General features: G+C 41.7%; 13 protein-coding genes. 2 read left to right on the forward strand and 11 right to left on the reverse strand.

Translation table 11 applies throughout. The annotated features are described in order from the left end of the window. Positions 1-290 precede the first annotated feature (290 nt). From KTO63_RS01815 to KTO63_RS01845, 7 genes are all read right to left on the reverse strand, one after another. A complete protein-coding gene (locus KTO63_RS01815; protein ID WP_217789411.1) occupies positions 291-1,790 on the reverse strand; it encodes an alpha-L-fucosidase in 1,500 nt (499 codons plus the stop codon). Between the two features lie 76 nt (positions 1,791-1,866). Further along, positions 1,867-4,143, reverse strand: coding sequence for a glycosyl hydrolase family 95 catalytic domain-containing protein (locus KTO63_RS01820; RefSeq protein WP_217789412.1), 2,277 nt, complete (start codon positions 4,141-4,143; stop codon positions 1,867-1,869). Between the two features lie 90 nt (positions 4,144-4,233). Further along, entirely contained in the window at positions 4,234-5,541 is a 1,308-nt protein-coding gene (locus KTO63_RS01825; RefSeq protein WP_217789413.1) for an alpha-L-fucosidase, read from the reverse strand. A gap of 31 nt (positions 5,542-5,572) precedes the next feature. Then, the gene (locus KTO63_RS01830) at positions 5,573-7,345 is read right to left on the reverse strand and encodes an alpha-L-fucosidase (protein WP_217789414.1); all 1,773 of its coding nucleotides are present in this window, start codon (positions 7,343-7,345) and stop codon (positions 5,573-5,575) included. A gap of 190 nt (positions 7,346-7,535) precedes the next feature. Further along, entirely contained in the window at positions 7,536-9,248 is a 1,713-nt protein-coding gene (locus KTO63_RS01835; RefSeq protein ID WP_217789415.1) for a RagB/SusD family nutrient uptake outer membrane protein, read from the reverse strand. A 25-nt stretch (positions 9,249-9,273) separates the two neighbouring features. Continuing rightward, positions 9,274-12,372, reverse strand: a complete 3,099-nt coding sequence (locus tag KTO63_RS01840) for a SusC/RagA family TonB-linked outer membrane protein (protein WP_217789416.1) — start codon at positions 12,370-12,372, stop codon at positions 9,274-9,276. A 273-nt stretch (positions 12,373-12,645) separates the two neighbouring features. Further along, positions 12,646-13,515 (reverse strand): AraC family transcriptional regulator, encoded by an 870-nt coding sequence (locus KTO63_RS01845; RefSeq protein WP_217789417.1) that lies wholly within the window; start codon positions 13,513-13,515, stop codon positions 12,646-12,648. A 595-nt stretch (positions 13,516-14,110) separates the two neighbouring features. Between KTO63_RS01845 and KTO63_RS01850 the strand changes: the two genes are divergently transcribed. Both KTO63_RS01850 and KTO63_RS01855 read left to right on the forward strand, forming a co-directional pair. After that, a complete protein-coding gene (locus KTO63_RS01850) occupies positions 14,111-14,533 on the forward strand; it encodes a DUF2846 domain-containing protein (protein WP_217789418.1) in 423 nt (140 codons plus the stop codon). Between the two features lie 12 nt (positions 14,534-14,545). Continuing rightward, positions 14,546-15,235 carry a hypothetical protein gene (locus KTO63_RS01855; RefSeq protein ID WP_217789420.1) on the forward strand — a complete coding sequence of 230 codons (690 nt, stop codon included), beginning with the start codon at positions 14,546-14,548 and terminating at the stop codon, positions 15,233-15,235. Between the two features lie 259 nt (positions 15,236-15,494). On the opposite strand, the gene KTO63_RS01860 is transcribed toward KTO63_RS01855, so the two are convergent. The 4 genes from KTO63_RS01860 to KTO63_RS01875 form a co-directional block, all read right to left on the reverse strand. Continuing rightward, positions 15,495-16,625 carry a TlpA disulfide reductase family protein gene (locus KTO63_RS01860; protein ID WP_232372986.1) on the reverse strand — a complete coding sequence of 377 codons (1,131 nt, stop codon included), beginning with the start codon at positions 16,623-16,625 and terminating at the stop codon, positions 15,495-15,497. 27 nt (positions 16,626-16,652) lie between these two features. Then, positions 16,653-17,816 carry a TlpA disulfide reductase family protein gene (locus KTO63_RS01865; RefSeq protein ID WP_217789421.1) on the reverse strand — a complete coding sequence of 388 codons (1,164 nt, stop codon included), beginning with the start codon at positions 17,814-17,816 and terminating at the stop codon, positions 16,653-16,655. 221 nt (positions 17,817-18,037) lie between these two features. Then, entirely contained in the window at positions 18,038-19,450 is a 1,413-nt protein-coding gene (locus tag KTO63_RS01870; protein WP_217789422.1) for a RagB/SusD family nutrient uptake outer membrane protein, read from the reverse strand. An 82-nt stretch (positions 19,451-19,532) separates the two neighbouring features. Then, positions 19,533-22,997 (reverse strand): SusC/RagA family TonB-linked outer membrane protein, encoded by a 3,465-nt coding sequence (locus KTO63_RS01875; RefSeq protein ID WP_232372987.1) that lies wholly within the window; start codon positions 22,995-22,997, stop codon positions 19,533-19,535. Positions 22,998-23,098 lie beyond the last annotated feature (101 nt).

Below are 23,098 nucleotides of genomic sequence, written 5' to 3' on the forward strand. Positions count from 1 at the left end.
AAATTGAATACCGATAAAGATAGCTCAAATTTATGAGAAGAACAGCGACGGAAGTCGGGTGCGATTGCTTCTACAAATAATGTCAGAGATAATAACAACCTCGATGTTTTTATTTGACGACCTCGCCCTAAAGGTACTATGGTATTACTGAATGAAGTGAAATCAACCAATGCAACATTTGGGGACACTAAAATTGCCCCGCAAATCCGGCACCAGCAAGACAAAGGACAATCGCCTTATCAGTAGTTTTTAGATTATTCTGAACATTCTCATTTCCACTTGTTGATGCTCTACGGCATTTTTATTACGCATATTTCATTGATCGATGGACGACCGGTTGCCTTTAATACTTTAAACCGCAACTTTGATGTTGAATAGCTGTGGGGAAACCTGATAACCTTACAATCACTCATGGGTTCGTCGCCAAGATAAATGCTTTGCCATTCTCCGTCTTTTAAAATATCAATACTGTATTGCTGTATGCGGGGTTTACGTATTTGCGAAAAACCATCGGGCAATTCCTCTACGTCCTGGTATTCAAAAATGGTGATCTTGTTGAATGACTCTTTCGCATCTAATTCCATTTCAACAAAACCCAATGTATCTGCAGATTGCCAGCGGCTATCTAACTTGCCGTCATTTACCGCACTTGCTTCCAGACGTTTGCCTTCGGCGGTATCAACGCTGCTTGCAGCGACCGGAGTATTGAATGAAATGAACTTGCCATTTTGTGGCAAAGGCTTGCCCGGCGTAATACCTGTTCTTTTTCCAAGCTCAATGACGGTGTTTGCCATGTGTTCACGAATACGCCCCGTATTATCCGGCGCTACATCTACCACAAGGCAGTTGTCATTGTAAGTGCACCAGTAAAATAATTCCTGCAGTTCATCGAGGTCGCGGGCAGGCAAAGGCTGCGATTTTTCAAACCAGTTCCATCGTTTGCTCAAGCATATTGTATGTTCAAATGGCAAATAGTAAGACTTGCCTTCATGCAAATATTGTTTTTTATCAAACCTTGTAACAATGGCCGGATCCCACAACCGGAACTCTGAAGGAAAGTATTGAAAGAAATATTTGTTGTCCTCCGTCATATTCGAAGGTCTTGTGTAATGCCGCTTGCCTTCTTCATTCACGATAGTATGATTTACACTCATCACACACATCGGTTGCAATTTTTTCACCAATGCATATACCTGGTCTACTCCCCAATCAGATGGCTTTCTGTCCCAACCGCCGTCCAGCCACAGCTCTCCTATTGGCCCGTAGTTGGTAAACAATTCCGTTAACTGTTTAAGCATGTAGTTTACATACACCTGCGGATCTTTATTCGTATAGGATGAATCGTGCCTGTCCCACAATGAATAATATACAGCGAACTGCAGACCATATTTTTTACACGCATCTGACACGGCTCTTACAACATCCGTTTTTACCGGAGAAGAAGCAACGTCGTACGTTGTGTATTTGCTGTCCCACAGGCAAAATCCATCATGATGTTTTGTAACGAGCAGCACATAGCGAAAACCGGCATCTTTTGCAACACGCACCCATTGGTCACAATCAAGTTTTGTGGGATTGTATTTATCAACAGGTGTTGTGCCATCGCTCCATTCACTGTCCGTAAATGTATTTACGCCGAAATGTATAAACATCCCGTAACCGCGTTTTATCATTGCTTGCTGTGCAGCACTTGGCTTTGCCGATGGTTGCTGGATTTGTGCACTAACAAAATTATTCAGCACCAATAACAACAAAGGCAGAAAAAAAAATTTGAGTTTCAATAGTTTCATGAGATTTATACTGAGTCTTTTTACTGATTAAATATTTGTCTGAATGTCGTCGCTACTTGAACTAGCTGTTCGGTTGCTATTCGTATGCGTTTTCAAAAATGATCGTTTCAGATGCGTTTAGTTTTATTTCAACAATCCCGTCTTTACTCTCCGCTTTTTTAGAAATATTGTTTTTTATAAGCCATGTTTTGAATGGAAGTTTTATTCGAAGAAAGCCTCCTTTTTCTGCCTTGACTTTTACGTAAGACGGAACTCCATTCTCTTTCGCAGCACTGATGATAAACGCGCCTTCGGCACGAAGATTCGCAAACGAAACATTCTTCCATGAGTTTGGCACGGCGGGAAATATTTCGATGTAATCATTTTTGCTTTGCAGCAAAAGTTCATGTACACCCTGGGCAAAGGCAAAATTTCCTTCGAGCGTAAAGGGCCTGTAAGTGAAATTCGAATACTGTCCACCCTTCTGATCGCCGTTTAGATGAAAACTATTTGATGAGCAAAAATTGGAAGCAAATATTTGCAATTGTTTTACGGCGCTGTCAGCTTTGTGTGCCCTTGCATACAAACATGCCATCCAGCTAAAGGAATAACCGCACCAGGCTCTTGTGCCCATTTGTTCAAGCCGCTTCAAAGAATTGTCGATGATTACTTTGTCCTTCGCATTATTAATGTCCATTAACGCCAACGGATAAATAGCCATGTACTGCGACATGTGCCGATGCGACTCATTCAGGTTTTGACCGGGAGCCACTGTAAAGCCGGTTTCATTTACTTCGTAAAACGGCAGTTGATCCAATACTTGTAACCAGTGTTTTGATTCTTCTTTCTTTCCGGCACTATTGCTTAATTCCGCAGCCGCACTGAACAAGAACCTTGCAAGCGTCAAATCGAAATTGCTCCAGTCTAAAAACCATGCGCTCCGGTCATTGTCGTTGTATTCGGGACTTGAGCTAAGTGGCAATTTCCTTGTTCCATTTTTTAAGCTCGTAATATTTTCCAAATAAGTGGCCACATCGCGCACATATGGATACGCCTTTTCCGTTAGAAATTTTTCATCCATCGAGTACTTCCATTGCCAGTAAAAATATTGTGCACACCATGCGCCAATTGTTGGAGAGAGTGAATACTGTATCCATCCTCCCATTGGTTCGCCGCTCAGCGTTACAACGCCGGGCACATTCAGTCCTTTTACACCAAAGTATTGTTTTGTATACTGAAAATTTTTCTGCCTGATTTTCCAGAGCCAGTCGATATATGAAGCTCCTTCTGCCAAATGATTGCCTGTGTAACATGGCCAATAGCTAAGTTGCGTATTCAGGTCATTGTGAAAATCTCCTTTCCATGGCGGAAGACTTCCATTGTCTGCCGTCCATACAGCTTGCAAGGTAATAGCCGGAGAGCCGGAACGACTTACGCTCCCTAGTTTATACTGGTCAAGATAATACTGTTTCTCAAGCAAAGAATCAGGTAACGATACGGAAGACTGCAACCAAAACATTTTCCACCAATTGATATGCGACGCCAGGTTTTCAGCCGCGGAAGCTTCTCCGGGCCACTTGTAAAAAGAACTCATCGTATCATTGGTTATGGTCCATGTTCCAATAATTTTATTGCCTGGGAATCTTTTCCATTCAACACGCACTTCAAAATAATGACCGCTGTATGTGGGTTGTCTGTACCATATACTGCTGCCAGTTTTCGTAAGTCTACCCTTAGCATAGCCAAGTTTTTGCAGACTACTGCCTGCATGGCTATTGTCTTTATTATCTTCCACCGCATCTATATTGTAAGCATGAGTAACAAGCTGCGGCATGGCAGTCTCGAAATCGCTTTGGGAAATGTTTTCAAATGCAAAGTACCCACGTGACAACGTAGCATGAATAAAACAATGAAACACTGTGCCATTTTGAAAAACAACGGTATTAATCGCATTCCGAATATCCAACTCATTCGATACAACTTTCCCAAAGGAATTGATATTAAACTCTATCGCCGCTGCAGGTAATTTGGTTGGATATGGAGACATATCGTAAGGGTAATCACCAACACGTTGCACAGTATCGTATTCATTTTTCAAAACCTGCTGCTCAACCCATTTAAAATTGAATTTACCCAGATCAAGCGCTTTCCTCTCATCCCAAAGATCCGCACGATCAAGAGAAAGCCGCAGCTTTCCGTTCTTCTCCCATATTAACGCCCCAAGCATTCCGTTACCTATTGGCATTGCCTCATCCCACTTATGGGCAAGTTGTTTAAACCGCAAATTATGTGACGGATTTACCTGTGCTTTTACAACGATCAACGGTAAAAACAATACAGTTAAAAAACATGTTCTAACAAAATAATTCTTCATGCCCGGCGCTCCATTTTAGATAATAATTTTTTAAAAAAGCAAATAGTTTGTGTGTTCCTGACTTCTTAACAAGAAGCAAGATCAACTCTGTTATCTGGGAATAACCGGCAATGTTTCTGCACTGCCGTCCAGTTCCAGCACAATAATATACTCTATTTTATTGAACCTGTCTACGGGCAGTACAACCTTGAATGTTTCACTTCCTTTTTCAATTGTAACGGATTGCCCATTGATAAGATATGATCGAACGATGGTTCTTCCCGGAATATTTTTCAGTTCAATTAAGGAGGTATCCGTTTTAATAACGTGAAGATATACCCTGTTGTCTTTTCTTGTGGCAGCATAATTGGAATTGGGTTCATACGGACCTCCCAATGTGCTATAAACCGCTTCCCCGTTTATTTTCAGCCAATCTCCGATTTCGCGCAGTCGTGTAATTTGCCTTGCTTCAATCCTTCCGTCAGGCATGGGCCCAACATTCAGAATTAAGTTGCCATTGCCTCCTGCCGTTTGAGACAGAATGCTAAGACACTCTTTCAATGATTTCATTTTATCATTGGGCTTCCATGACCATTGCTGGCAAATGGTAAAGCTGCTTTCCCAAGGCATTGTCATGTTCATTCTGCCCACAATTTGTTCTGGTGTATCGTAGTCTCCCACCATCTTTGAGAGGTCGAATGTTTCATTACCCATTCCTGCCATAACCTTACCTAAACGATTGTTGGTGACTACATCTGGTTTGAGTTTCTTCAGATAAGCGTACATGTCCCGCGCCATTTGCTCGGTCCATACAGAATCCCATTGCCCGTCGAACCACAGCATGTAAGGATCGTATTTTGTGATAAGTTCCTTCAATTGGTTCTTCATGAAAATCACATAACGTTCCATGTTTGCCGTCGTGTCAAATTCATTGGAATAAGGTTTATGAAAAGGATAATCAGGATGGTGCCAATCCAGCACGGAATAATAAATGCAAAATTTCAATCCCTGCTTTTTACAAGCCTGTGCCAATGCACCAACAATATCTTTCTTGTAAGGCGTATGCATGATGTTGTAATCGGTAAATGTTGTTGGCCACAGGCAAAAGCCATCGTGATGCCGCGCAGTGATCGTTAGATATTTCATACCGGCATCTTTTGCCACTTTAGCAATGGCATCTGCATTAAATAAAACAGGATCAAACTCTTTATACAAACTATCATATTCAGCAGTATTAACCTGCTCGCCACGTGACCAACCGATTTCCGTACCGCGTAAACTTACCGGCCCCCAATGGATAAACATGCCAAAACGCTTATCCAGAAATCCTTTGATTACTGCTTTGCTTGTTTTCTCCTGTGCAAAAACTTGTATAGCAATTCCTATCAACAGAAAGGCAACTACTGTTTTCTTCAACATACGATCCGTTTCATTTTTGATTAAAAAATTCTTATTTCGCAAATACATCAAATTTTACGTCTGCTGCATCACCAGTGATATGCAAACGTATATATCGCAGTTTACGGCCGGGCAGATTGATGCCGGTCATAAATGTTGTAAAAGCCATTTCTTTTGATGATTCGTCTACAGTGCCCATCTCCTGCCATGTAACACCATCTATCGAAACATCTATTTGTATCGCTGCATTTTTCTCCGGGAAATACAATCCGGTTATATTTTTTATTACACCAAAATCAACTGTATAGAAATGACTTTCCCATTCTGTTTTTTCTATCGTCTTAACCAATATTTTTCTACCGAAAGCAGGATCACTGAAAATTGATTTAACCGTTGCTGCATTAACGTCCCTGACAGGCTTGGTCATCACCAGTTTGACCAACGTCACGATGCTGTCTGTTCTACCGGGCTTTGAAAGAACAATCTTATCGCCTTCGACTTTCCATTTCAATTTTTCTTTTACATTTAACAAAGTGGCACTAACAACAGGATTGCCGCCTATCCCGGAAAGTTTAACTCCTTCATCGCTCCAATTGAAAACATAGAGATAAACTGTTTTTGCATTGTATACGGCTCCGACTTTTTCGGTTGGCATCCATGGCCCGCCATGTGTGCCATAGTATGCCGATCCATATTGCTTTAGCCACCTTCCAATTTTTAATAAACTATCTTTTTGAGCAGCGTCAAATTCACCGTTCCATTTGGCACCCCAACTCAACAACACATTTCCGTTGCCCGCGGCAGCCATCAACATTTCTCTTAATAAATCCTTTACAGGTTTAACCGGCTCCGGGGAATAGGCCCAGCTTCCGTTCAAGGTCATCGCACTTTCCCACGGCCGTCGCTGATACATGCCAATGCGCTGCTCGGGTGTATCAAAATCTCCGGGTAAACTTGCGCGATTGTTTATAATAATCCCTGGTTGTAACAGACGGATCATGCGTGTCAGCTTTTCACTTTCCCACATATCGGCGGTAAACATGCCACCCCAATAAACAGCGTCGAACCAAAACTCATCTATCTTGCCATACTTTGTACATAGCTCTTCTACAACGTTGAATTGATAGTCAATATACTTTTGGTGAGTAATGCCGTGTTTAATTTCCGTACCCGGCTTTGCTTTATAATAAGGAGGGTCTTTTATTTTGTCAACAGTATTCGAATCAATGGGAGCATAGTCCGGATGATACCAATCACGCTGGGAATAATAAATGCCGAATCTCATACCGCCTTTGTGGCAGGCATCTGCAAGTTCTTTTAAATAATCTCTTTTAAACGGCGTATTGGTGATTTTAAAATCGGAATACTTAGTATCCCACATATGAAAACCATCATGGTGTTTTGCGATGACTATGATGTATTTCATCCCGGCACGTTTGGCTATGTTCACCCATTCATCGGCATTGAATTTTTCAAGCCTGAATTCAGATGGCCAAACATTTTGCCAGGCACTGTCGGTGTATTCACCATGCCCTGCATCAGGCATCTTACGATTGTAAACAATTGGCCAACTCAGATCTTTATTCTCGTGTGCAGATAATCCAAAATGAATGAACATGCCATACCGCGCAATTTCATGCCATCGCATATCTGCGGGAGAAGCGAAGTTGCTGGCGTTCCATTCCTTCTTTGAAAAGACCTGGTACAAATACAGCTCACTCCTGTTTTGCTGTATTCGGGGATCTCCTTCTAAAACAGACCACTGAGCATATGTATTACTTACACACAGTACAGAAATGATTATGCACAGCATAATGCGATTCATCAATCTCATTTTATAATTATTCAAATCAAATACGTCTTTAGTTATACGGCTAATTAATCGAACGCTATTTTTTGTGCAAATTGTTTGCTTACACAAACTTAAAATAATTCGCTTCGGCTTTATAAAAAGCCGCTTCAATAAATTGAAGCGACCTTTATTCGCGCGTGAGAAATATAAACCAACACCTCGTTTAATATCCTTTGCCTGTTTGTGCATCCTTTAATGCGGGATTGCGATCCACCGCGTCTTGCGGATAAGGTAACAACGAATCTTTCAATTGCCAGTCTCTTGGTTGTATTAAGGTGTTGTCAATACTGTATATACCTTGCATTTTATCTATTTGCTCCTGCCCTTTGTACCAGCGGCGCATGTCGTCGTAACGAAAACCTTCGCCTGCCAATTCAATCCTGCGCTCATTTCTTATTACATCCCGCATTGCATCTTTGGAAAGACCGGGCGTTACCGAAGGCATTCCTGAACGATCTCTTATGTCGTTCAATGCTGCATAAACACTGGCATCAGGACCTGCTGCTTCATTTTGGGCCTCAGCATAAGTTAACAACATTTCCGCATACCGCACCAACGGAAAGTTTTGCGGAGAGGTCCAATCCAATACATAATTAGGATCTACCAGTTTTCGCAAGTTGTATCCCAGCGGATTGTAGTCCGGCGACCAGTAACAAATTCCTGTTCCTAAACCACCTGGATCATCTTTGATCAATGCGTTCCAGCTATTGCCGGGAAAAACAACCGAAGCGTATAGGCGTGTATCGCGATTTTTGAATTCGTTGAAATATGCCGCAGTAGGCGCTCCTTCATTGTAATTATTTGCACGTTGCTCATTTGAAGGCGGTGTAAACATTGTTCCGTCTGCCTTCCAGTATGCATCCACCAACGCCTGCGTTGGTAACATTCCTGTCCAGCCACCTACATACGAGGGAGGCAATACTAACTGACATGGAGTGGAAAAACTATACGGACTATTTTGTACAAAACCAGCGTCGAAAATAACTTCTGAATTGAAATCATTCTCAGCCCAGAATTGCTTTTCATAACTGCGCAGTCCTTTGTAGAATTTTGTCTTCGCATTATCATCTGCAAATGTTACAAGGCTAGAATAATCATCGGCCATGTCTGCAGTGGTTAGTGCATTCACACGGAAAAGTTTGAACTGTCCACCGTCTATTATTTTTTTTGACAGCTCTGCTGCTTTTGGCCAGTTACCGCGGTATAAATATGCCCGGGCCTCCAGCGCAATTGCCGCCCATTTTGTCACGCGACCCTTTTCATTGCCAGCACCGGAGCCGGAATAAGAATCAGGAAGATCAGCGCTTGCGGCATCCAATTCGGAAGTGATGAAATCAAAAAGTTTCTCCTGCGATACTGGTGTTATGTCCAGTGTTTTAGGATCGCTGGTATAATCAGTTACCAATGGCATCGGTCCATAGTATTGAGTATTTAGAAAATACCAGAACGCACGCAACACCCTTGCTTCCGCAATGTATCTTTTCTTCAGCGTTTCATCCATTGGCACTTTAGAAATATTGGTAAGCACATTATTACAAAGAGAAACCCGTGTATAGTCATACCCTGTATATATCATACCAGCAGGCGTTATGGCTCCAGCTGATATTAATTGCGCGTCGCTATCCCAACTGTTTACGCCATAACCATTGTCTGCAAAGGCCTCATTGAATAGTGCGTTGTAAACAGGTGAACCGATCGCATAGCTGTTGCTCAAAAAACTGTAGCAGGAGTTTACAGCAAGTCTTGCTTCTGTTTCGGTTGTCCAGTAAGTTTCGGAGGATAACTCACTCTGTGAATATTGATCGAGTTGTTTGGAACATGCGGTAAACGTAAACACCGCGAGGAGAGTTCCGGCGAATATATTGATTGACTTCATTGTTGTTTTTTGTTAGTTAAGAAACTTAGAAGATTACATTCAGACCCGCTGATACTGATTTTAACTGAGGAAAAGTAGCTCTTGATGATGGCACTTCAGGGTCAAAATCTTTCAACCTTTTGTCTGATGAAAAAGTGAACAGGTTATTTGAAGAGAGATACAAACGTAGTTTTTGCAGATGCATTTTACTGATAACATTCTGCGGTAAAGTGTAGCCTACTGATAATACTTTAATCCTGAAATAATCTGCATTGTACATCCAGAAATCATTGCCGTAGTTCTCAGGATAACTCTCTGATAAGCGCGGATAGATGGCATGAGGGTCCGGGTTCTGCGGTGTCCATCGACCAAGATGGTATTCCTTTACAGTACCACCATTGAAGAATGCCCACGATGCTTCATTTTGCAGATATACTTTAACTCCGCCACCAACGCCCTGCCCCATCGCGTTTACATCAAATCCTTTATAACTCAAAGACAGGTTAAAACTGTAGGTAAAGTAGGGCATGTTGTTACCTGTAATTACACGATCACTGCCGTCAACGGTATTGTCTTTATTCTGATCAATGTATTTTATATCTCCTGGTTTTGTGAGGCTGCTCTGGAATGCATGCTTATTGATTTCATTCTGATCTACAAACAAACCATCGGACTTAATCATGTAAAACGATCCTATTGCCTGCCCTTCCTTATAAATGAAAGTTCCTTCTCCATCAGAATATATCTGGTTGTCCTGTCCGTGCAGATCAATTATTTTATTCCATATTCTCGACATGTTGCCGCCAACACTGTAATGGAAATCGCCAATATTATCGCTGTAGTTCAATGTTAACTCAACACCCTTGTTTTGAACCTTGCCGGCATTTTGTGGCTGGCTTTCTCCTGGTACGCCCCACTCGTAAGGAACGGGAAGATTCAGTAAGATATCGCTTGTCATTCTGTTAAATACATCAGCCTGCACGGTTAGTTTATGATTAAAGAAAGTTCCGTCAAGGCCGATGTTCTTTACATCTACTACTTCCCATGTAAGATTGGGATTGGCTAGTCTTGTTTGATATACGCCGGACACAAGTGAATTGTTCAATACTCCAACGGTGCCTGAGGAAAGGCCGTCAAAGTAATCATAATAGCCTACGTTGTTCACATTACCAAGCTTGCCCCATGATGCGCGAAGCTTCAATTCGTCAACGCCTTTTACATTTCTAAAGAATGATTCTTTTGAAATGCGCCATGCTGCGGACACGGAAGGAAACGTTCCCCAGCGGCGCCCGGGTGCAAATTGTGATGATGCATCGCGACGGATGTTTGCTTCAACGAAATATTTTTCGCTGTAGTTGTAGTTCAATCTTCCAAAATAGGAATTGAACGTTCGTTGCTGTGTGCTTCCATTGTTGCCGAGATCATTTGAAGTAGTTCCGATATCTCCGGCATCAATTACGTTAAGATCATTGCTTACAAAATTTTGCCTCCAGGCGCCAAGCGTTCTGTCGATATAGTCTTCATAGGATGTTCCCAATAATATTTTCAGGTTGTGATTTTTGATTGTTTTTTCATAATCACCAGTGAACTGCAATAGCAGGTTACCGCTGCTCTCCCAGCTCTCTGATAATCTGTTGGGCGACGAACTTGCTGTTGATGGAATCGGTTCCTTTGTCTGCCAGTTAATGACAGGGTCCATGTAGTTTGAGAATGAAGAGTTCCTGTAGTTTAACATGTTGTAAGAAACCATGCCGTTCAGGTTCATACCCTTGATGGGGCTTAGATTTGCATTGAGCGATCCGATAAAACGATTTGTTTCATAACTGCTGTGCCCGCCTTCCTGCAATGTTCTGATAGGATTGCCTTTTGCTCTTCCCGCATCTACTGCGCCTGCATTCATAGTGCCCCATGTGCCATCGCTCTGTTTGTTTACCATCGTCGGCACTTCTGCGGCAAGTGTTGTGTAACTGAATTGAGCGCCATCAAAATTATATCCATCACGTATATACGAAAGGTTACTTCCTATGCGAAAATTGTTAGTCACCTGTGAGGAAGTGTTGGAACGAAGTGAATAGCGTGTAAGGTCTTTACCGGGCACGAGTGATCCCTGTTTCATTACGCTACCACTTAAAAAGTATTGGGTTTTGCCACCGCCCTGGGCGCTTATTTCACTTTGCCATATTGGTGCATTCTTCTTGTATGCGAGGTCATACCAATTGGTGTTTGGATAATTATCCGGATCGGAGCCATCACGGAATTTTTGTATCTCCTCATTGGTGTAGTAATAGTTGGCTCCTTTGCCATCATTCTGTGCTGCTTCATTTCTTAGCAGAGCATAGTTTGTTGCATCCAGTGTATGTGGCAGTACTGTTGGGGTTTGCGTGCCATAGTAACCATTGAAACTAAGCTGCATCTTACCTTCCTTTCCTTTTTTTGTGGTAACAAGAATAACACCATAAGCTGCTCTTGATCCATAAATAGAAGAAGCTGCGGCATCTTTCAAAATAGACATACTTTCAATGTCAGATGGGTTGATGCGGTTGAAATCAGATACTGTAACAGGCACACCATCCACCACATAAAAAGGATCGGAGCCTCCAAGATTTCCTCGTCCTTGTATGTTTATGCTCTTGTTGTTCTGGCCAACATCGCCCGGACGGCCCACCACCGTTACACCCGCAACCTGCCCTTGCAAACTTGAAGTAAGATCTGTTACCGGACGATTGATGAGGCTGCCAACCTTTACAGTATTTACAGAGCCGGATACATTCACCTTCTTTTGTGTACCGTATCCTACAACTACTACTTCATTCATTTTTGCTTCGGACTGCTCAAGCGTAAATACAATAATGTTTGTGTTTTTTATCGTTATTGTTTGGGAGTTGTAGCCAACCATAGAAGCTTCAATAACATCTCCTTTTTTTGCTGTTATTGTAAACTGGCCGTTTTCGTTTGTAGTTACAGCAATGCTGGCCTTTCTGTTAGTTATGGTAACTAATGGTAACGGTTCCTTTGCAGCATTGAGTACACTGCCGGATATTTTGTTTTGTGCTTGTGCATGCGCAGCAAAAATGTTGAAAGTAAATATTACGACAAGCAACAAAATCCCGTGTCTTAAAAATTTGTTTTTAAAGAACTCTTTCATAAGTCAGTATGGGTTTGTAAAAAATGATTTGGTTGAAACAAAATTATTTACTGACAAATGAGATTACTACAGAGAAATTGATAGTTGCCTCCTAAATATTAGCAACAAGAGATTTGCGGGCATTTTCCTGCACAAGTATTGGCGCAGGCAATGCATATCTATATAAACGCACGCCATTTGCTACATAACATTGCGGTATGTATTATGTATTATTTTAAAAAAAACAATAGTCTGATAAGACCGGAGAGACCGGCAAGAACGATGTTGATGAAACTATGACTGTATCATGCGTGTATACTCTTTGGGAGTGATGCCTTTCACTTCTTTAAAAACTTTATTAAAATTAGACAGGCTGTTAAAGCCGGAATCATATGCCACGCTGGAAATACGGCCTTCTCCGTTTGTAATCAATTTGCAGGCGTGACCGATCCTTACCTCATTTACAAATTGCACGAACGTTTTCTTTGTACGTGATTTAAAGTAACGGCAAAATGCCTGTTTATTCATGTTTGCGATTGCAGCCACAGTGTCAAGCTCAATATCCGTTGTAAAATTATCGAACACATGCCGCAACACTTTATCAATGCGATCGTAGTTCTTTTCCTGGTAGCTATTCACAAAACCGCTACTGGCAAGTAATTCGTACTCATGACTTCTATTTGCCACAGCATCAACAATTTGCAGCAATGAAATCAGCCGTTGCAAATTATCCTGCGTTAATGTAGCAACCAATTGCTGTTTAAGTAACTCTTTTGTTGCTCCGGTAAATTTAATTCCACGCTTCGCTTCGGCCAGAAAAGCTTCCAGTTTTTTTACCGATCCAAAATGAGACATCAATTCGAGAAGTTTATTCGGATCAAAGAACAGCGCAATGGATGAAGCCTGCCGCGTTTCATTCTTACGAAAGTATTGCTCGTCATTATACCAAACGTGTGGCAAGTCCGAACCAATTAATATTACTTCATCACCGGCAAAAGTTTCGACACTGTCCCCTACGATTCTTTTGCCTTCGCTTTCCCTAACATAAACGAGCTGGCATTCTTTGTGAAAATGAAACTCGGTTGAGAAACTGGGAAGGTGCGTTACCCGCACGGCAAATACGTCTTCCAGATTTTCCGGTATCCGGGCAAAAATGGGTTTCATGGCAACTAATTTACTGTTGATAAAATCAGGAATTTTTATTTCCAATAATTCCGGTTGCTCGTCAATGTGAATTTTCTGATTGTTAAAAGGTTGTGTCTGAAAAATTCATGCTATAAGAATGGGTAAGCAACAAAATTTTGTCGGGCATAAGGCTTCGGCACGTTTATGTGCACCCGATAAAATTAGTAGACGGTGTTTGAAAAAGTCAACGCAAACGTTTGTGTAAAAATTCAGGAGCTTAAGATTCGTGTTGTGTGTATTTGCAACCAGTAAACGATGCAAAGGTGAGTTTGACGTCTTTCGCGAGGTAGGATTTGAATTACTGCAAAAATAAGATACAAATTGAAACCGGCAATTTGAGTTGGAGGTTTTTAACAAAAAAACAATCATTATTATTTATCAAAAATGCGTTCTATTCTTATGTCAAGAGTTGCTCTCGTTAAGGTTTTCCAAAGGACTTTGCAGACTTTTATAACGTCACGCATTTGTTTGAATAAAAACCCGTTTCAGCTTTTTGCCAAAAGCCTTTAAAGAGCTATATTGCTATACACTCTGCGCCCTATATCATATCTCTACTCACCAATTCAATTAAATTATGCGATCATTAAAATTGCTGCTAGCACTTTTTCTTGTTACTTGTTTTAAAACTGTTGCCGGGGCGCAGGACACAACACAAATGGCAAAGATTTATTTTGTCCGTAGTACCGGCTATGAAGGGTCACTGCTCGTTTTTCATTGTTTCGTTGACAGCACGCTCATGTGTGTACTTAATAACGATCAGTATTCGACGCACTTTGTAATGCCCGGTGACCATCAACTAAATGTAACAGCGCATTCAAAAAGTCTGTCAAATCAAAATAAGGCTCTGTCCATTTCCGTTGCTGCGGGTCAATCCTACTACATTAAGATCTTTCCTGTAAAGGGCTATGACAACAAGGTAAAAATAATGTCTGTAGCAGAAACAACCATCCGGCCAGTATTGGCCAAATGCGAATTAAAGACCAATTGCATTCAGTAATACATTCCCGTAATGAAAAGAATTCTGATAATTAGTTGTTTGATGTTATCATTTACTGTTCATGCATTTTGTCAGCGGGCAGCTGTGGAAAGTGCATTTGATAAATATCATATTAACAGGATCGCTATCGACTCTTTGACCCAACACAATGAGCTGCGGTTCAATTTTGACCTTATCACTACAATTGTGACAGAGAGCAGCCAAAAGATATACAAGGCTCACCATGATGCCAGCAAGACTGGAGAAGAAGCCTGGGCCTTGCAGAGCGTCAATAATGGCAATCCCTCTGGTTCTGATCGATCTACTTTCAAAAAACAACATGATCAACACATTCCGGCGTTAAAGCCAGATACAAGCACTTTCAAACTTGTAAAGGATGATGGTAAGGAATTGGTGGTAAGTTTTCAATACGATCAAACGTCAATGATAGATGATAATAAGTTCATGAAAGATTGCCTGGTAAAACTGTTCTTTGACGCCACCACTGGTAAACTGCTACGTTCAGAAGGCAGCATCACCAATTCATTCAAGATCAAAATGTTTAAAGCTAATTACCTTGCCAGCACAGTGATCTATCAATACAATGAGGTCATTGAACGATACCTTCCTCTAAAAGAAGAAGTCTCCATTAATTTAAATATCCTTGGTAGCGCTGTAGATATGATTACCACGAATGAATACAGCAATTATCAGCAACCCTAATGGCAAGAATATGCCATTTATGCTGTGCGATCGGGAAGAATACAGGAGGCTGTCCTATGAGTAGAAAATTCTATTAAGCTCTACGACATGCAATCCAATTGTAAAAACCTTGAAAGCCTTCGCAAGCTTTTCGACAAATTGCAAAACCCGCTATTGTAGCGGGTTTTGCAATTATTTAAACACTCTGTCGTGGTGACTGCATTCGAAATATTTTTACAACAATTATAATATCAATCATTTCAGACTTCAGTGGTTGAAACTAATTAAATATCTCCGCCAGTTTTGTTTCCAAAGCAGCACCTCTTAAATTCTTTGCGATTATTTTGCCCTGTGGGTCAATGAGAAAGTTTTGCGGAATGGCGCGGATCGCATACAACGCAGCGATTTCGCTTTTCCAGTATTTGAGATCAGATACCTGCATCCATGATAAATGGTCGTCGTGAATGGCTTTTAACCACGCGTCTTTCTTTGCTTGCTGGTCAAGAGATACGCCTAGTATTTCAAAGCCCTTAGGTTGAAATTTGCTGTACGCTTTTACCAGCACGGGATTCTCATCGCGGCAAGGATGGCACCATGACGCCCAAAAATCGAGCAATACATATTTGCCTCTAAAAGATGAAAGGCTTACGCTATTGCCAATTGTATCGGGTGCGGTAAAGTCTGGCGCAATTTTACCAATAGCCAGTTTTTCCTGGATCGCCAGCATTGCTTCGTATTTCTTTCCCAACGCGGTAGCTTTTACAGCAGAAGATAAGGAGCTGTATAAACCCTTAATGTCATCAACATTATCGGGTATTGGACCGGCCAATTCCTGCAATGTATAAAGGCTTATAATGGAATTTGGATGTGCGGTGATGAATTCTCTTTCAACCTTTTTCTTCTCTGTTTCAATCTCGTTATTTCTTGCATTCATCTCTGTTTCAAATGCTGTGGTCTTTCTTGTTTCTTCCGATGCGGCTGCATATTCAGTGTAGAGTTTGTTCATTTTCTCCTGAGCCGGTTTTAGCGCTTTCTGCAATTCCTGGTCTTCTTTATTTACAAGTGAGCCTGTTAAAACTGCATTAGATATGGAGTCTGCCGAAGTAAACTGAACAGCATTATCCATGTAGAAACTTTTTCTATCTGCCCTTCTCTCCTGCTTTACATTTTTGCCATCGTGACTTAGTAGCAGCATCGCATGTACCGGATAATCCATTTTACCTTTAAATGAAAACGAGCCATTGGAAAGCAAAGAGGAATCTTCTATCTGCTGATCATTCAGGCTATAGGTCAAATATACTTTTGCAGGCGCATTCAGCGTTCCTATTTTCCCTTTGATCACAAAAGTTTTCGTCTGCGCAAGTGAAATGCCGGACATTAACACCAACGCCGTTGTTATTTTCGATTTCATAAATTGTTTATAGGTTGATTGTTTCGTTTAGTAGTTGAATATTTTCTTCAGCTCGTTGTCAATTCCTTCTGCATCGTCGCCAATAAATTTTGCCAGGATCTTTCCGTTTGGATCAACAATGAACTTTGTCGGCAAACCTGTTACTCCAAAGCGTTCCATGAGGTCATCGGGATTTGAAATGCCTTTCATTTTTTTATCCTGATCGGAGCCGCTTAAGATGTGGTGCCAGATGCCAATGCTGTCCTGTGCTACAGCTTTTCTCCACGTTTGCGGTCTGATGTCATCGTCAGCTACGCCAATAATTTCCAACCCTTTTGATTTGTATTTTTCAAAGATAGTTCTCAAATGCGGATGGCTCTTTCTGCAAGGAACGCACCAGCTCGCCCAGAAATCAATGATCAGGTACTTGCCTTTGAAATCTGCGAACGACAATTGTTTTCCGTTGATATCTGTTGATGTAAAATTATCTACCGCTTTGCCGGGTGACGATGCTTCAATTGCTGTGATCTGCTTGTGAATCATTGTGCCGATGCGTGTTTGCTGCATTGCGGGAGACAAAGATGCAAATACTTTTTTTGTTGTATCAAATGGTTTCAGCTGACCGTAGAAAGCAAACATATAAACGGAAATGTAGGAATCAGGATGTTTGGCAATGAAATCAAATGTCAGGTCTGATGTTTGGGCTGAGTATGACGACATCTGCGATTTAATTGCTTTCCTCGCAACAGAATCTTTCTCATCGGCAAGCTGCTTCTGTAATGTTCTGATCTTTTGATTCACCGGTTCAATACTTGCTTCATACGCTTCATATTCTTTTTGCGTTTTTGACCCCGTCATTTTGGGATGCGCAAGATCAGTAAGATTTACAGCCACACTCATTGTTGCAGGCTCTATAAATATCCGCACATCTTTTTCTCTTTCCTTTTTTGTTTCATCAATTACTTGTCCTTTCGTTCTGAAAACCAGCGACGCACTTCCTGGTTCTTCTACCTTTCCTTTGAAGGAGAATTTATTGTTCTTGATCAACGAACTTTCATGCACATATTTTCCTTCTGCATTGGTGTATGAAATAATGGCGGTATCACTTTTACCATTGCTAATGCTGCCGTTTAATATAAATGGCTTGCTCTTCGACTGCGCGAACGCCGATGCGCTTAGTGTGAGTGTAAAACATAATATTATTGGTTTCATTTTTTCCAGTTGTTAGTTGATAGTTGTTAGCATTGAGTAATTAAAGACATAGAAAGGCTGGTTCACTTTGCACAATAGAATTACTACAGTACAAGTGAGTGACACCCGCCTGAATGACAAAGTCGGGCAGGCAACAGAAGTCTGATAGTAGCACTAAAGCTGACTACCAAAAACTTCAAAATATCCCGATAAGACAGAAGCCTTATCGGGATGTAATACCATTATGGCTTGTAGCCGGGATTTTGATCGCCGATCAAAGGATTGTTTACAAACTCATCGTGCGGAATGGGTAATATGTATTGATCTTTGCTGGTTATGGTTGGTCGCAATTGTGTAACTGTTTCCAACGGAAATCTCAACAGCGCCCAATAAGCGGTGCCATCTTCTCCCACAAAGTTCTTTACATACTCATAGTAAGTTTGCTTTAGTAATTGCTGCGGATCACTTGTGTTGTCGATAACGGAAAAATCTGTGATACCTGCTTTTGACATTATCGTCTTGATCAGTTGTTTTGCCTTTGCAATATCTCCGCCGGAACGGATGATTGCTTCTGCCTGCATCAGGTACACTTCCGATAAACGGATGGCATAAGCTACTTCAGAAAGTTGTGTTGTTGTTTGTGCCGCCTGGATGTACTTAATGAAATACCAACCTTTGTTTGCTTTTCCTTTAGGACCGATCATCCACGCCTGCCTTGGATCGTTGTTCAACAAATTCTTTAAATTATCTGTTGCTACATAATAACCGGATCTGCTGGATGTATAGTTGCCCGATGTGTTGTAATAATAACTTCCCTGGTTTGCCTGCGGTTGTACAGCAAGCATTACCTCATTGCTGGTCAATCCCTTCGTGTAAAAAATATCTTTGGGGTTGCTTTCCAAAGTATATGGACCTTTGGAGATAATATTGTCGCCAAGTGCGGCGCATTGCGTATAATCATCGCCCTGTCCGCGTTGTAGCAATACGCGCATCTTTAAAGCCATTGCCGTCCATTTGTTTACATACACATTCTGGCTCGTTTCTGCGGCGTTGTTAATGGCCTGGTCAACATCCTGTAAAATGAAATCGTAAGAATTTTTTACGTTTTCACGGGCTTGTGCATAGTTGGTTGAGGTCACAAAATCCTTACGAAGCATAATGCCATACTTGCTGTTTACATCATACCACTGGCCGAACCAGCTTAGCAATTTAAAATGTGCGTATGCTCTCAGGAATGCGGCTTCGGCAAGTATTTGTTGTTTTCTTCCATCGGCAAATTTGTCGTCACCCACCTTATTCACTCCGGATAAAACACCATTCGCGGCATTGATCAAAGTGTATTCTCTGCCCCACTCACTATTCATGCTTGTGCTGCCGAGTTTATTAATTTCATCATTTGTGGTGTTGCGGCCGTCTGCCATGAAACCCGCAAGTATGTTGCCATTCAATTCATTTGGCAGCCAGTTTGTGGCGGTATTTGTCGCAAAGGCGAAGCGATAATAAACACCTCGCAATGCAGTCGTGGCCGTTTGTTGGTCAACAATGGTATTGCCCTCCACCAATGCATCTTTCGGCAGTGCATCCAATTGCTTTTTACAACCGATTTGTGTTAGTATAGTAAGAATGCTTAGAAAGCAAACTGAATATTTTTTCATTGTCATTTAAAATTTTGTTGATAATGGTTTAAGTCCGGCGTTAAGCGTTCTGCGTTAAGCGTTCTGCGTTAAGCGTTAAGCTTTAAAACGCTACCCTCAAACCAAAAATATACTGCTTCACACTTGGGTACGCATTTGCATCTGTGTAACCATTGATCAAACTATATGGATCGTTGCTCACTTCAGGATCCTGACCCGGATACTTTGTTACGGTAAACAAGTTTGTTGCAGATACGTACACCATAGCCGATTGCATTTGCAATTTTCTCATCAGCTTATCACTGAACTGATAGTTAAGTGTTACCGACTTCAATTTCAAATATGAGGAACTGTAAATGTTGTTGCTGGACGGGCCGGATGCATTTTGCGAATAGATGAGTCGAGGCACGTCTGTGTTGGTGTGCGTTGGCGTCCAGCGATCAAGTATATGAACACCTTTGTTACTGAGATCAGACACGTATTGATTTTGTACATCTGCCATGTACAAAATATTGCCGCCGTAAGAATAAGTCAGCAATGCCGTTAAACTAATGTTCTTGTAAGAGAATGTATTGGTAAAGCCTCCGTAAAACTTTGGCGTCGCACTTCCTATCAACTGATAGTTATCAGGGAACCCTGCTGCATATCCTGAATCGGGAATAAAATACATTGGATCACCTATGTTCATGTAAGGTGTAAAGAACATATAGTAAGGATATGTTTTTCTATATGCTTCCAATTGTCCTTTATCCTGTATAATGCCTGTAAACTTTGCGCCCACGAATTGTCCCACAGGATAGCCCGTCCGCAATACCGTGTTTGAAAGAATGATGCTGGAAGAACCCGCACTTAATACTGAACCGTGATTTGGATCTACATAATCCTTGTTCAGGTTGGTAACTAAACTTTTGTTAGAAGAAAGATTGAACGCACTTCTCCATGAAAAGTTTTTTGTTTGAATGATCGTTCCCTGCAACGCAATTTCAATACCACGGTTCCTGATATCTGCAAGGTTGGCCGTGAGTGTTGAATAAGAAGAACTGGACGGCAATGGCTGCGTGAACAACAATCCTGATGATTGCTTTTCATAAATACCAACACTTGCGTTCAGTCTTGATTTGAACAAGGAAACATCAATGCCCGCATCTTTTTGCAGTGTGCTTTCCCATTTAATTTTGTCATTCCCCAGTTGTGTAGGGATCACGGCATTCGTTCCGTTAATGGTTCCGGTGGTGTAGAGCGTTCTGTATAAATAGTTGCCAATATTTTGTGTTCCGGTATAACCCGCACTGGCTCTTAGTTTCAGCTCATCCAGCCATTTAACGTTTCTCAGGAATTTTTCCTGCGACATTCTCCATGCCAAACCCGCAGATGGAAAATAACCAACCTGCTCATCCGGCGCAAATTTTGAAGATGCATCTGAACGGCCGGTTAGTGTTACAATATATCTGTCCTTCAGCGTGTAGTTTGCACGCAAATAAAAACTTAACAGTGAGCTTTCGTAAGAAGATGATGTGTTGGGCAATGTTACTGCAGCTGCGCCCAGGTTGTTCAGTATTCTGTCGTCAGGATATGTTTGACCGGAGGCCTGGAAGGAAGATGATTTGTCCGACTGCCATGAAGTACCTGCTACCACATCAATACGGCTGTTCGCGTTGAATTCTTTGTTGTAGTTCAATGTATTTTCAAACAGATAAGAAAGCGCTTCTGTTTGGCCCTGAGACCCTACGCCGCCTTTTGAATCACTCGATCCGCTACTGGTAGAAACCAATGCCGATGACGGCGTGTAGTTCCTTTGCCTGTATAAATTATAATTCATAGAAGCCTGGCTCCTGAATTTAAGGTCGGGCAAAATTTTATACTCCAACGCAAGCGATCCGAGGAAGGCGGCATTTTTTCCAAGGTTGATACCATTCAACAACAACAACGGATTTTGAAAACCACTGTAGTTAGTTGCTCCCAGCGCGTTTCCTGTCAGGTTTGTGTATGTACCATCAGGATTGTACGGAGCCACCGTTGGCGGCGCATACAAGGCTTGAGAATAAGCACCGTTGGTAATGTTGTTGTTGGTAAAGCCGTAGTCAAGATTGAGGTTGAATCTGAACTTTTTGCTGATTTCATTATCAAGGTTGATCTTTCCTGAAAGGCGCGAAAAATCTGTATTCTTTACAACCCCAGCCTGTTTGCTGTATGAAATTGATGTATAATAGCGAGACTTTTTTCCACCGCCTCTTACAGAGATATCGGTATTTTGCGTAAGTCCATTTCTCAATACAAGATCGAGCCAATCAGTGTTTTTGGTGCCTAAGAAATTTGGGTCATTGATAATGCTGCTGGCAGTGGCATCGGGTACTTCGCCTGCGGCCGTTTGCTCGTCAATTAAATTTTGAGCAGCTTCTTTCATGATAATCTTGTACTGATCCGCATTAAGCAATTTGCTTTTTATAGGTACAGAAAAACCTGTGTAATTATTCAATTGAAAAATTGGTTTTTCATCATAGTTTCCTTTTTTGGTAGTGATGATCACCACGCCATTCGCTGCTTTGGAGCCATAGATAGCGGTTGCGGAGGCGTCTTTCAGAATGTCAATGGATTCAATATCGCTGATATTTAATCCCGCCAAACTATTCAACCCTCTTGAAAAACCGCCGCCAATGGAAGAAATGCCATCGTCTGCCACACCTGCACGAGCAACAGGGTCAACTACTTCACCGGGTGTTTTGATATAGCGATCCTGCGGTGTAACCTGTACGCCATCTATGATATACAACGGATCGTTTCCACCCATGATGGAAGTACCGCCTCTTACCCTGATGCTTGCCACGCCACCGGGCGATCCATCTGCCTGTACTACTTGCACGCCCGCAGCTTTGCCAGCCAGCGCCTGATCAACACTGGTGAATGGAATGTCTCTGACTTCTTCTACATTCACTGTGGAAACGGAACCGGTAAGATCTTTTCTTTTCAAACTACCATAGCCAACAACAACCACCTGCTCCATCGGAGAATTGGCGATGGCCAATACAACATGATAATTGGTAGAAGTACCAACCGTAACGTCTTTGCTCTGATAACCGACAGAACTGAACTGAAGCACATCGCCCTTGTCCGCTCCAATCTGAAACGAGCCATCACCCTGGGTTATAGCAGCCCGTTTATTGTCTTTATTGAAAATGGTAACGCCTTGCAAAGCCGCACCTTTTGTGTCGGTGACTTTACCGGTGATGGTTGCAATGACAGCGGGCTTTGCCTCTTTAGGTGCATCCATTGTTTTATCTTCTTCCTTGCGAAGAATCACGTTGGTGCCGATTATTTTATAGGCAAGCGATGTATTTTTAAGACATGCAGCCATAGCGGCATCAATGGTGGCGCTTTTCAGCGACACTGATATTTTCTGGTCGAAAATATCTTTGCTGTCGTAAAAAAAGTGATAGCCCGATTGATCTGTAATCGACTTGAACACTTTTTCCAGCGAACTATTTTTCTCATTTAAATCGATCTTTTGGCTAAGGCCGGTGGCACTTACCTGTAGCAGACCGATCAGCAGTATTAAACTGGTTACCTTCATAACCCTAACAATTTTCTTAAGCAGCCGTGATTTGGGCACGACAATAGTAAGAGAATAAAAATTCATTACATTTGTTTAGTTTGGTTTGATAATTGAATTCG

Origin of the sequence: Pinibacter aurantiacus (assembly GCF_019130065.1) — a bacterium.
Classification (GTDB): domain Bacteria; phylum Bacteroidota; class Bacteroidia; order Chitinophagales; family Chitinophagaceae; genus Pinibacter; species Pinibacter aurantiacus.